Source organism: uncultured Umboniibacter sp. (assembly GCF_947497555.1).
Taxonomy (GTDB): domain Bacteria; phylum Pseudomonadota; class Gammaproteobacteria; order Pseudomonadales; family DSM-25080; genus Umboniibacter.
Genome location: NZ_CANMGY010000004.1, coordinates 94338 through 107466 on the forward strand (window position 1 = coordinate 94338; position 13129 = coordinate 107466).

Here is a 13129-nt window from a genome sequence, read left to right on the forward strand (position 1 = left end):
TCATGTTGGCTGAGACTAAATTACCCATGGCGCAAACAAAAAAAGGGCGAGTCATACGACTCGCCCAATGTGGTAAAACTAACTGAAATATTCGTACTTCGAACTTAACGTGATAGTTACGCTACTTCGAACTGGTTCATGGTGTTGTCTTCACCTGAAGCCTTTAGTGCCTGATCACCAGAGAAGTACTCTTTGTGGTCATCACCCAGGTTTGAACCCGCCATGTCCTGGTGCTTAACACAGGCAATACCGCGACGAATCTCACGACGCTGAACACCGCGAACGTATGCCAACATGCCTTCGCCACCGAAGTAACCTTGAGCCAAGGTGTCCGTTGACAATGCTGCGGTGTGGTAAGTCGGCAGCGTGATCAAGTGGTGGAAGATGTTCGCTTCACGCGCCGCAGTAGACTGGAAGTCGCGGATACGAACGTCTGCTTCAATGGCTAGCTCAGAGGTATCGTAGTCAACTGACATGAGCTTCTCGCGATCGTACTCTGACATGTCACGGCCTTCTTCAGCCCAAGCATCGAATACCTGCTGACGGAAGTTCAACGTCCAGTTGAAGCTTGGCGAGTTGTTGTAAACCAGCTTAGCGTCTGGAACGATGGCACGAATAGCGTTGACCATCTCGGCAATCTGCTGAACGTGTGGCTTTTCAGTTTCAATCCAAAGTAGATCTGCACCGTACTGAAGGCTAGTAACACAATCCAAAACAACACGGTCGAAACCGGTATTTTCTTTGAAACGGTACAACCCATTTGGCAAACGAACTGGCTTGCGAAGCTCACCGTCCTGCTTGATGATCATGTCGCCGTCATTAATGTCTTCTGGACCATTCACTGGCGTAGTCTCTAGGAACGCGTTGTACTGAGAAGCTAAGTCACCTGGCTCTTGAGATACCGGGATCTTCTGAGTAAGGCCTGCACCCAATGAGTCGGTACGAGCAACGATAACACCGTCATCAACACCTAGCTCTAAGAACGCGTAACGCACAGCGTTGATCTTAGAGAGGAAGTCTTCATGAGGAACAGTAACTTTACCGTCCTGGTGACCACACTGCTTCGCGTCAGAAACCTGGTTCTCAATCTGGATACATGCTGCACCCGCTTCAATCATCCGCTTCGCTAATAGGTACGTAGCTTCTTCGTTACCGAAACCAGCATCGATATCAGCAATAATGGGTACGACGTGTGTCTCGTAGTTCTCGATAGCGTTGATGGCCGCTGCTTCGGCAACCTCATCACCCGCTGCACGAGCCTTGTCCAAATCACCGAACAGATGACCTAATTCACGTGCATCAGCTTGACGAAGGAAAGTGTAAAGCTCCTCAATAAGGCTTGGTACCGATGTCTTCTCGTGCATAGATTGATCAGGAAGCGGACCGAATTCAGAGCGCAGCGCTGCAATCATCCAACCAGAAAGGTAGAGGTAGCGCTTGTCAGTAGTTCCATGGTGCTTCTTAATAGAAATCATCTTTTGCTGGCCAATGAAGCCGTGCCAGCAACCAAGAGACTGCGTGTACTTAGTTTTGTCAGCGTCAAATTCCGCCATATCTTTGCGCATGATGCCAGCGGTGTATTTAGCGACATCTAGACCTGTTTGAAAGCGGTTCTGAGCACGCATACGAGCTGCGTATTCAGGGTTAATGTTACGCCATGCTTCGCCACGTGATGCTTTGAGCGCGTTGATCAATTCAATTTCATTTTTGTAAGCCATGGTGACGACCCTCCTATGGGTTAAATTCGTTGCTTGACTTCAAGGTACTCGGACCCCTTTAGTTTGTGAAATAAGCTCAATCTCTAGCAATCATTCACCAAAATTATCAATTGCGAATTTACATTCACGTGAGTTTTGCAACATATTTAGAATGGCCGCTACATCTTCACAGGTATTGATTTAATTGACATGTAGTAGGTAGGGAGTTTTTCATACAAAGAATTTTTCACGCTAATTTTCCATTCTGTAGTTTTACTACAGTGAACTTTTTTTAGCGTTTTGCGTAAATAAAGAACTTCGCGCGGTTTTATGACTGCTAACCGAGCGAGCAAAACACATCGAGCAATGAGAGAGTGATTGAACTAATGGTGAGTTAATGCAGACATTCACATCAATATTGTTAACAATGTTCAGTAAATAACCATAATATGAATAGTTACTCATGATAAATCCAAACCAAGACAGTAATCCCCCCATTTTCGACACCATTATTGTAGGTGCCGGGATCTCAGGTATTGGCGCTGCCTATTATTTTCAGCGTGACTGCCCAAATAAAAGCTATGCCATTTTAGAGAGTAGAGCGCAGCTAGGTGGGACCTGGGATTTATTTAAATACCCGGGCATTCGCTCAGATTCAGACCTCTATACCTTTGCCTATGAATTCAAACCCTGGCGATCACGAAAATCGATAGCCTCGGCGCAACTTATTTTGGAATACCTGAATGAAACCGCTGATGAATATCAGATCCGCGACCATATTCAATTTAGCACTCAGGTAAAGCGCGCTGAGTGGTGTTCTACAGAATCACTTTGGACTATAACAACACGAAACACCAAGTCCGGTGAAACAACGGTCCTGAAGGCGCGCTGGATTTTCTCAGCGACAGGCTACTACGATTACAATGAGGGTTTTCTTCCCAAATTCAATGGTCTAGAGAGCTTTGACGGTGAACTAATCCACCCCCAACATTGGCCCGAAAACTTTAGCGCGAGCGGCAAGAAGATCGTGGTGATTGGCAGTGGCGCGACCGCCGTGACCATTGTCCCGGAGCTAGCAAAGGATGCCGATCACGTCACTCTGGTTCAACGAACGCCAACTTATATGATGAACTTACCAACTGGCGACCCGATTGCGAATACCATCAAAGCTATTTTTTCAGAACAGACGGCTCACCGTTTAATTCGCAGGAAGAATGTCTTTCTACATCGACTATTCTGGCGCTTTAGTCAACGCTTCCCGAATGCCGCCAAGCGTTTTCTTATTCGCCATGTCGGTCGCAATCTTCCCGAGGGTTACGATGTGGCTAAACATTTCACCCCACCCTACAACCCCTGGGATCAACGTTTGTGTGCGGTGACCGATGGCGATTTGTTTAAAGCCATTCACCGTGGTGATGTAGATATCCAGACGGATCACATTGAGTGTTTCACCAGCTCTGGGCTTAAGCTGAAATCCGGGGAGGAAATTAACGCCGACACAGTAGTCACCGCGACGGGCCTAAACATCCAATTAATGGGCGGTGTAGACATCATCATTGACGGTAAGCCCATTGATTTTCCCAATACCGTTACCTACAAAGGCGCGATGCTCTCTGGTGTGCCTAATTTCTGTTTCGCAGTTGGTTACACTAATGCCTCATGGACACTAAAGATTGGTCTACTCTGCGAGTACTTTTGTCGCGTGTTTAACCATATGGAAGCGCAAAACTTCAGCAAGTGTGTTGCGGAAGTACCCACTCATAACTTCCCCACTTCACCGTTACTCGATTTTAGTGCCGGCTACGTGCAACGCTCACTGCATTTAATGCCCAAAAAGGGTGAATCAGCACCCTGGGATATGTCTATGAATTATGGTCCGGACGTGAAGTTTTTCCGTGAAGGTCGCATTGATGACGAATTCTTGGTGTTTCAAGCTAACTAACGAACTCACTTAGCGCCGCTTAACACGGCGCTCAGTTAAGGTCTTAGTCACGACTACGCAGTTTCTACCCGCGGCTTTGGCTTGATAGAGCGCATCGTCCGCCTGTTTGAGCCAATCCTGATGGCTCATTGATAGCAATAGCTTGCCTATCCCGGCACTGATACGCACCGAGACACCTTTCGCTTTATTCGCCTTCTTAGAGGCCGTTGACGAGGAGCTATTCTTCGAGCCGGTTTTCTTAGCGGCGGGTTTGGCAGCAACTGATACCGACAACTGGAATTTCTTCGCCGCAATTCGCTCTCTCAAGCTATTCAACTGCTCAGTAAAGCGCTTAACTTCCGTTGGCTTAGCAAGCATTACAAACTCTTCACCACCATAGCGATAGGCCTGAGCGAAACGGCAGCGAGCCAATTCCTTCGCGACCGCCTGGAGCACTAAGTCACCATTAGCATGGCCGTACTTATCATTAAACTTTTTGAAATGATCAATATCAACGAAGGCCGCTAACGAACCTACCGGCATTCGTTTGAGGTCGGAATCTAGCCGTTGACGCCCCGGTAAGCCGGTTAGGCTGTCACGCCAAACTCGCTGACTCATGGTTAACAGTAAGACCAAGATGAAAGCACTCTGCACCGTAATCAATAGCATCCAAAGCTGAGGTATATCCGGACTATTCAGCAACGCCAAGGCGAAAACGCTTACGGCTATGTAATGAATATCCAATCTCCGAGTAATCAGAAAATTTATCAAGGTACAGACCACTGGGAGGCATAGAATTAGTGCATCAAGCTCAACAAATGAATTAAAATTTACTGCCAATGGCGTTGTTGCACCCCACGCCATTAATTGCTCTTCGTTTAATACAAACGCGCCGAATCCCAGGAGTGAGATCACGCCAATCAGCAGCGCAAAAAATAATGATTGCTTTCGGCGGAATGGACCATCGGTAAATAACATAACCCCCGAAATAGCTAGCGTTACCAGAATCTTGTAAGCATTTTCGGTAATAATAGGATGCGTGCTTAATGCGATTAGTTTGGGTGCGAATAACGCTGTCCAAAGGACAAGTAAAGATAGAAACAGCACTCTAGTTTGGCGAAGCGTCAACGCAAGTAATGTTGCAACCAAAAGCGTTAGTAGACCATAAACTTCTAACGCGGGAACGATTTCAGCAATCAAGGGTAATAAGCTAGAAGCGGTCAACGCGGTGGCGAGGATCAACGGTAGGTTGCGAGACCAATTCATTAAACTTTGCATTCATCTAGCTCGAATAATTATAAGTATTTGAGTGTATCCTGCTAGCAAATAAGGGGAAAGGAAAAATAATCGTATAGCTCGGACAATCGTTGTATTTAAAACCTCTATCACAATCATTCTCGTTAGGCACTACAGTCTTCGGGTCGGCCGACCTTGCGTACCACACCGAGGTTAGCTAGCGCCCACAAAAAAGCCCCACCAAAAAATTGGTAGGGCCCTTTTTGCTCACTCAACCTATTGTTAAGTGAAAGTGTTGAATGCAGTTATTAGCTAACGACTGCAAGCAATTCTACGTCAAATACTAGGGTTTGGTATGGACCAATTGCGCCACCAGCACCACTCTCGCCGTAGGCAAGCTCTGAAGGTACGTACAAGCGGTACTTGGAACCAACATTCATCAACTGAAGTGCTTCAGTCCAACCCGCGATAACGCCAGATACTGGGAATTCTGCAGGCTGACCACGTTCTACTGAACTATCGAATACCGAACCATCAATCAACGTACCGTGGTAGTGACAGGAAACCGTGCTCTCAGCGGTTGGCTTCTCGCCAATTCCCTGAGTAAGCACTTCGTACTGAAGACCTGACTCAGTGACGGTTACTTCAAGACGCTGACCGTTTTCCTTGAGGAAGTTCTCGCCCGCTGCAATCACGTCAGCCGAAGCTGCTTTCTGCTCTTCTTCCATACGTGCCATGATTTCCTGGAATGCAGCGCTAAGCTCTGCTTCAGGAACGGCGCTTGGGTTGCCTTCCATCGCATCGGTAATACCGGCGATAACAGACGCTAAGGAAACTTCTTTGAATGCACCTTGAGCTAGTTGGTCGCCCATTTGACGGCCAATACCGTAGCTTACGCGTTCCTCAGTCGTGTTGAAATCAGTCATAATATCTCTCTTAAGTGAATAAATTCGTTGTCGAACTTCTTATATAGGGGCGTTTTTTAAAAATAAAACCCCTAACGCAACTTTTCTTCACTCACCCACTCTCGCATCCGAGTTTCCAGCACATCTAGTGGTACCGAACCATTTTCGAGTAACGCATCATGGAAACGACGAATATCGAATTCTTCTCCTAAGCTTGCTTCGGCATAGGCCCGCAACTCAAGGATTTTCAACTGACCAATTTTGTAACCTAACGCCTGTCCGGGCCAACCGATGTAGCGGTCAATTTCATTGACAATATCTAACTCTGATTTCGGGGCATTTTGCTTGAAGTACTCAATCGCTTCTTCGCGGCTCCAGCCCATAGCATGAATGCCGGTATCCACCACTAAGCGAATCGAACGCCACATATCATAGGTTAACTGGCCGAACTTGGAATAGGGATCTTGATAGAGACCCATTTCATAGCCTAGGCGCTCTGAATAAAGCCCCCAGCCTTCAACAAATGCGCCGATACCCATTTCACGACGAAACGGCGGCAAGGATTCCTGCTCCTGCGCTAGAGCAATCTGCAAATGATGCCCTGGCACCGCCTCGTGCACGGATAGCACTTCAATTTCCCAAATAGGCCGACTCTCTGGCGCATAGAGATTCACGTAGTAATAACCCGCGCGCGAACCATCTACAGCTGGTTGCATGTAGTAAGCGGTAGTCGTGTCCGGAGCAATTTCGTCGGGAATGGCTTTAACCCCATAGGGAGTCCGAGGTAGTCGACCAAACAGCGAAACCAACTCAGGGTCTAGGCGCTTGGAGGTAGCTAAATATGCTTGCAGAAGCTCCTCTGAATTCGAGTAATAGAACTGCGGGTCATTACGAAGGAAATCAAAGAATTCCAACAGCTCGCCCTCAAAGCCTACTTCGTCCATCACTTCGTGCATCTCTGCACGTAAACGGGCGACTTCATCTAGCCCAATCTGATGAATCTCAGCAGGCGTTAAAGAAGTCGTCGTAAAATGCTTCGCAAGATACTCGTAGAAAGCAAGCCCCTCGGTGCTAACGCCTACGCCCGGTTGCTCGCGACAGGCTGGCAGATACTCATTCACAAAGAATGCTTTAAAGTCCGCAAACGCAGGTATCACCTGGTGAGTGATAGCAGCCTCCGCTCGGTTGCGAAGATCCTCCGCTGACGCAAATTGATCTAGCACTTCGCTTTCAAAGGGACGATAGAACGCATTGTTCTGTGCTTCGCCGGTGACCAGTAGGTCCAGTTGATGCACTACTCGCTCCATGACGACGCGTGGTTGAACCAATCCACGAGCCATACCCTCCCGCATCAGTGCCTCATAGCCATTCAGCATTTGCTCAATGGTCTCGAGACGTTCAAGCCAATCTATAAAGTCCTGTTCAGTCTCGAAGCGCAGGTAGGAGGCAATATCATAGGACGTCTGAGGACCTTCGCGCATCGTTAGCGGCAATAGGTGCGAGCCATATTCATAGGCCTCGATTCGGTCATTAACCTCAAATAGCGCCATTTGCAAATTCAGCCTGTTAGCGGCCGACAGTGACTCTTCGTCAACCGCAAGTAACTGCGTTTGGTAAGCCAAATCGGCTTCGTACTCGGCGGTTGCTGCCGCCGGGGAGAAATCACCCCACTCGCCATTGCGAGACCGATCCCCACGCATCGACATCGCCAAGGGCGAGGACGCTACCCTCCGGTCGTACTCCTGCTGCAGCTGGTTTTCGAAATCAACATTTGGGTCAGTACAGCCAAGAAGGCCGACTAACGCTACGGCAACTAAGGTCATGATAAAGCGCATTAAGTAATTCCTTTTTATTCCACTGCATCGATGTTAGCACACTGCCGAAACAATTTACGCTATGGCAGTAACACAACCGCATTTATTGGGCAATTTATCCGCGCCCACGAAGATTGACTGGTATACTGCCACTATCAACTTTAGAGGAGCACCTTGTGCCAATTTCTCAATTTAGCGACCTGCCACTGGATAAGCGCATTGTCAAAGCACTCGACAGCCAAAATATCCGCCAACTTACCCCCATTCAGCGTGATAGTCTGCCACTGTTACTCGAAGGCCGAGATATCATTGCGCAAGCGCAAACTGGTAGTGGTAAGACTCTGGCCTTTGGCGCCGCCCTGCTGCAATACATCAAGCCAGCACAACGCGTTCCGCAAGCCTTGGTGTTGTGCCCTACCCGAGAACTGGCTCAGCAGGTAGCGGAAAGTTTACGCAAGGCTGCGGTGCTCATTGAGAATCTAAAGATTTTAACCCTCTGCGGTGGCCAGCCAATTGGCCCTCAATTACGCTCACTCGAACACGGCTGTGACATTGTGGTGGGTACTCCGGGACGAATTTCTGATCTGGTTGGCAAGGAGAGCCTGCCGCTGCACCGGGTGCATACCGTAGTGCTAGACGAAGCAGATAGAATGCTGGATATGGGGTTTATCGATGTTATCAGCGAACTCCTGGACGAATGCGCTCAGCGCGAACACACCTGGTTATTCTCTGCGACCTTTCCGAAGGGAATTGAGTCCATCAGCAGTCGCTTTCAGCGCAATGCTGAGCGCGTCAGCTCTGAGCCCGTCGTCACAAAAAATACGATTGAACATACCTACTATGATTGCAGTAAATTAGATCCTAATCAGGCCGCTATTTCAATTTTGAGTGAGCTTGAGCCTACCACGGCTATTGTGTTCTGCAACACCATTGCCAACGTGAAGCAATTTAGCCGCGAGCTCTATGAATCCGGTTTCATCTGCCTAGCACTCCATGGTGATTTAGAGCAGAAGCAGCGTGACGAAAACATCGTCCGCTTCAGCAATCTCAGCACCCAGATCTTGGTCGCTACGGATGTTGCAGCACGGGGCTTAGATATTGACGATGTCGATTTAGTACTCAACTATGAGCTCGCGCGTGATAGCGCAACCCATACCCATCGAATCGGCCGGACCGGTCGCGCGGGAAAGAAAGGGGTAGCAGTAACCTTACTTGGCGCCAGTTATTTAGTCGATAAGGTGCTGGCAAAAGATGACAGTGCACGAATTATCCCCTTCCCGAATGACTTCATTCAAGCCGCTAAACCGAAGGAGCCTGAGTATGTTACCGTGGCCATCGCGGGGGGTAAGAAGAACAAAGTGCGCAAGGGCGATATTCTTGGCGCCCTTACGGGAGACGGCGGGCTTCGCGGCGATCAAATTGGTGCCATCCAGATCCTCAACTTCCAATCTTACATTGCCATTGCCCGCCCGGCTGCGGCCAAGGCAATTTCATTCCTGCAAAATGGTAAGATCAAGGGTAGGTTCTACAAATCCCGTCGGTTCTAAGTATTACTGATTCAACCTACTTCACTAACCACTGTAGTGTAACGTGGACGCTCAAAATCAACATGAAGCCCTGAGGAACCTCCCCAGGGCTTCTTTTTTTGCTGGTTTAACGCTGACGTTCGAGGTTAGTGTTGAATAGCCTCTCTCGAGCTGTTAGTAAGCGCTCAGTTCTGCGCAATCGCTGTCGCTTGCAACTCAATATTGATCGTTGCACGGCGATGACGACTTAGATCGCTATCCAGCTCGGCGGTTACCACTTCGCCGCCCGCAACGATCATCAAACGTTCCGCCTCAATGCCGGCTTCAACCAGGGCACTCGCTACGGCGTCCGCGCGTTTTTGTGACAACTCCGCGTTATAGGTGGCATCGCCGCGGTGATCCGCGAAGCCGTGAATTTCTATCAGCACTTCAGGGAATTCATTCAAAGCTTGGGCAACCTGCTGCAGTCGACGTTTATCGCCTTCAAACAGCTCGTATTGATCGGTGCCGAAGAGTGTTTCTACGTTTAAAGCCCGCTCTAGCGCAACGAGTGATTGCTGCTGAAGCTGCTGTTGCTCTGCTAACTGATCTTCAATGGCCCTGACTTCGGCCGTTTTCAGAGTCAAAGCCTGATTTAAATCCTGCATTTCCAGTGCAATGTGCTCTACTTGATCGGCCTCTCCAAGCTCTTCTGCATAGTAGGCTCCTAGGATGCCTCCAATAACGAAGCCAACCGGACCACCCGCCGCCGCGCCGACCACTGCGCCACCAAGGAAGGTAGCACCCTGCTTCGCGTCGAGGGCATGATTGGTTTCTGCTAAGGTCGCTGGTGAAGTGACCGCTGCAATACTAAAAACGGTTGTTAGTGCGGTAGTTTTAATAATAGATAATGTCATGATGATTCCCTCTTGATTGAGTAGTTGTGTGTTGTTGATGACTTCATTACAACACTCAAATCTGACACGAGTGGGGATACACTATTAGCATTAACGGGTGAAATCTGATCAAAACTGACAAGCTAGATAAGAATAGCTTCAATGCGCTAATTTCATTTGACCCAGCCTAAAAATCTCAGCCAAAATAGCGCCCTGATTGTATACTGAACCTTACTATCCGCCGCAGGAGCCTTACCGTGAGCGAACAACCTCTTGGAACCTTAAGTGCCGAAGATCTAACGACTCTCTATACCCAGTATCAAAGCAAGCAATTAGCGCTTGATTTAACCCGCGGCAAGCCCAGTGCCAAACAACTTAGTCTGGCCGATAGAATTGATGGCATTCTTGATGGCAATTATTTGACCAGCGGAACTGATACGCGCAACTACGGCGGTTTAGAGGGTATTGCAGAGATTAAACCATTGGGATCTTGGTTGTTAGACACACCGGAGTCGGCGGTGATTGCCGGTGGTAACTCATCACTGACGATGATGTATCAAACGGTACTCTTCCAAAAGTTGTTCAACCCTGCTTGGCAGGGCGATATCAGTTTCCTTTGCCCAACCCCCGGTTACGACCGTCACTTTAGTATCTGTGAAGAACTGGGTATCAACATGGTCCCAGTCCCATTCCGCGCTGGCGGTCCAGATATGGACGCTGTGGAAGCGTTAGTTGCCAACGACACAAGCATCAAGGGAATTTGGTGTGTACCTAAGTATCAAAATCCAACGGGCGTCACCTTCGACGACGCTACGGTAAAACGAATCGCGAATCTTGGTAATCTAGCGGGCGACGGTTTTATTGTTCTTTGGGACAACGCCTACGCGGTGCACCACTTGGATAACAACAGACCCGATGTCTTAGCAGATTTCTGGGCACTCAGCGAAGCCGCTGGAACCCTAGACTCCGCCTTCTTATTTGCCTCAACCTCTAAGATTAGTCACGCGGGGTCGGGCGTTGCCTTTATGGCCTGTAGTGAGAGTCAGCGAGCCTTCTTCTTAAAGCACTTGGGTATGAGCGCCATTGGCCCCGATAAAGTCGGCCAGCTACGCCATGTTGCGCTATTTCCTACGAAATCTGCGCTGGCCAATCACATGGCACTTCATGCCGAACTCATTAAACCCCGTATGGAAATGGTGGTGAACAAGCTTGATCAACACCTGAACTCAGGCGAACAGGGTGAATGGACACGGCCGAATGGTGGGTATTTCGTTACCTTTTATGCTCCCGAGGGTACCGCAACAAAGATTGTCGCCTTGGCCGCGGAACTGGGCGTAAAGCTTACTCCTGCCGGTGCGACCCATCCCTACGGCAACGATGAAAGCGATTCGGTCATTCGACTAGCACCAAGCTTCCCAACCATCGCCGAACTTGACGAAGCAATGGATGCCTTCTGCCTCTGTGTGGCAATCGCCACCGCAAAATAGTCGTCGGCTTCAGCCTCACCGCAGGTCCTCAGCGACCTCGGTGAGACCACTTTATCTCCTCAACCCCCCAATCTAAGCACCTCGCTTAGCACGCTTTGATTGCTTTCCATAGAGATCCTAAACGACACTAAATTGGCGAGTCATTATCGATATTTTCTTCCCGGCAAAGCAATATTGCTGCGAATACGCACAACAACGCATAAAATGAAACGGTGTATCGTGGCAACGAGCTACGTTTACGGTTAATATAGCAGCACTTTTTTTGCCGATTTTTCGGCCAATTTGCATTCACGGAGTCAACATGAGCACCTCAACCGAAAAGAAGCTATTTATTCAGACACACGGCTGTCAGATGAATGAGTATGACAGTTCACGTATGCGTGACCTTCTTGGCGAAGAGCATGACATGATTGCCACCGATAACCCCGAAGAAGCTGATGTCATTCTACTCAACACCTGCTCGATTCGTGAGAAAGCGCAAGAAAAGGTTTTCCACCAGCTAGGGCGTTGGAAAAACCTCAAAGCAAATAATCCCGATCTTATTATTGGTGTCGGTGGCTGTGTGGCCTCGCAAGAGGGCGAAAACATCGCCAAGCGCGCCCCCTTTGTCGACGTTGTCTTTGGTCCACAGACCTTGCACCGCCTCCCAGAAATGATTGACGAGAAGCGCCAGGGCAATGGTGCCGTAGTCGTTGATATTACCTTCCCGGAAATTGAAAAGTTTGATCACCTCCCTACCCCAGAAGCTGATGGCGCCTCGGCGTTTGTTTCTATCATGGAAGGCTGTTCTAAGTACTGTACTTTCTGCGTAGTGCCCTACACTCGAGGAGAAGAAGTTAGTCGTCCGGTAGCGGATGTGCTAGCCGAATGTATGTCACTGGCAGAGCAAGGTGTTCGTGAAATTAACTTACTGGGGCAAAACGTGAATGCCTACCGTGATGCTAATGATGAAGGTCACACCGTTGATCTCGCCGAGCTGATTTCCTACGTAGCTCAAATTGAAGGTATTGATCGCATTCGCTTCACGACGTCACACCCGGTTGAATTTAGCCCAAGCCTTATCCAAGCCTACGCCGATATTCCGGAGTTGGTTTCGCATCTTCACCTGCCCGTTCAAAGTGGGTCTGATCGAATTCTCGCAGCGATGAAGCGTGGCCATACTGCACTCGAGTACAAGAGCAAAATTCGCAAACTACGCGCTATTCGTCCTAACCTTTCAATGAGTTCTGACTTCATTATTGGTTTCCCGGGTGAAACCGAAGCTGATTTCGAGCAAACCATGAAGCTTATCAATGACATTGGCTTTGATACCTCATTCAGCTTTATCTACAGCGCACGCCCAGGTACGCCAGCCGCAGACCTAAAAGACGAAACCGACGAGAAGGTTAAAAAAGAGCGCCTACATATTCTGCAGGCGCGAATTAACCAACACGCCCAAGAGATTTCCCGCAAGATGGTGGGTAACGAAGAAAAAATTCTCGTCACCGGTTTCTCTAAAAAGGATCCAGGCCAGCTGCAAGGTCGTACAGAGAATAACCGCGTTGTTAACTTCCGCTGTGACCAGCCTGCGTTGATCGGAAAGTTCGCAACCGTGATCATTGAAGAAGCCTTACCTAATTCACTCCGTGGACAGCTATTGCATTCTGAACTCGATGGGTGAATGATTGA

The 13129-nt window shown here is 48.8% G+C and carries 9 protein-coding genes; 4 read left to right on the plus strand and 5 right to left on the minus strand.

Annotation, left to right across the window (positions count from 1 at the left end; translation table 11 throughout):
• Window positions 1–116: 116 nt before the first annotated feature.
• Window positions 117–1718 (minus strand): isocitrate lyase, encoded by a 1602-nt coding sequence (locus Q0698_RS06580; protein WP_298634957.1) that lies wholly within the window; start codon window positions 1716–1718, stop codon window positions 117–119.
• A 442-nt stretch (window positions 1719–2160) separates the two neighbouring features.
• On the opposite strand from Q0698_RS06580, the gene Q0698_RS06585 reads away from it, so the two are divergent.
• Window positions 2161–3639 carry an NAD(P)/FAD-dependent oxidoreductase gene (locus Q0698_RS06585; RefSeq protein ID WP_298634959.1) on the plus strand — a complete coding sequence of 493 codons (1479 nt, stop codon included), beginning with the start codon at window positions 2161–2163 and terminating at the stop codon, window positions 3637–3639.
• Window positions 3640–3648: 9 nt separating this feature from the next.
• Here the strand turns inward: Q0698_RS06585 and Q0698_RS06590 are convergent, their stop codons facing one another.
• The 3 genes from Q0698_RS06590 to Q0698_RS06600 form a co-directional block, all read right to left on the minus strand.
• Complete coding sequence (locus Q0698_RS06590; RefSeq protein ID WP_298634961.1) at window positions 3649–4884, minus strand: GGDEF domain-containing protein; 1236 nt, start codon at window positions 4882–4884, stop codon at window positions 3649–3651.
• A 278-nt stretch (window positions 4885–5162) separates the two neighbouring features.
• The gene (locus Q0698_RS06595; RefSeq protein ID WP_298634963.1) at window positions 5163–5780 is read right to left on the minus strand and encodes an FKBP-type peptidyl-prolyl cis-trans isomerase; all 618 of its coding nucleotides are present in this window, start codon (window positions 5778–5780) and stop codon (window positions 5163–5165) included.
• Window positions 5781–5851: 71 nt separating this feature from the next.
• Entirely contained in the window at window positions 5852–7594 is a 1743-nt protein-coding gene (locus Q0698_RS06600) for a DUF885 domain-containing protein (protein WP_298634965.1), read from the minus strand.
• A gap of 155 nt (window positions 7595–7749) precedes the next feature.
• On the opposite strand from Q0698_RS06600, the gene dbpA reads away from it, so the two are divergent.
• Complete coding sequence (gene dbpA, locus Q0698_RS06605; protein ID WP_298634967.1) at window positions 7750–9120, plus strand: ATP-dependent RNA helicase DbpA; 1371 nt, start codon at window positions 7750–7752, stop codon at window positions 9118–9120.
• Between the two features lie 164 nt (window positions 9121–9284).
• Here dbpA and Q0698_RS06610 read toward each other — a convergent pair whose 3' ends face one another.
• Window positions 9285–9995 carry an OmpA family protein gene (locus Q0698_RS06610; RefSeq protein ID WP_298634969.1) on the minus strand — a complete coding sequence of 237 codons (711 nt, stop codon included), beginning with the start codon at window positions 9993–9995 and terminating at the stop codon, window positions 9285–9287.
• Between the two features lie 236 nt (window positions 9996–10231).
• On the opposite strand from Q0698_RS06610, the gene Q0698_RS06615 reads away from it, so the two are divergent.
• Entirely contained in the window at window positions 10232–11461 is a 1230-nt protein-coding gene (locus tag Q0698_RS06615; protein WP_298634971.1) for an aminotransferase class I/II-fold pyridoxal phosphate-dependent enzyme, read from the plus strand.
• A gap of 301 nt (window positions 11462–11762) precedes the next feature.
• Entirely contained in the window at window positions 11763–13121 is a 1359-nt protein-coding gene (gene miaB / locus Q0698_RS06620) for a tRNA (N6-isopentenyl adenosine(37)-C2)-methylthiotransferase MiaB (protein ID WP_298634972.1), read from the plus strand.
• The last annotated feature ends 8 nt before the right edge of the window (window positions 13122–13129 follow it).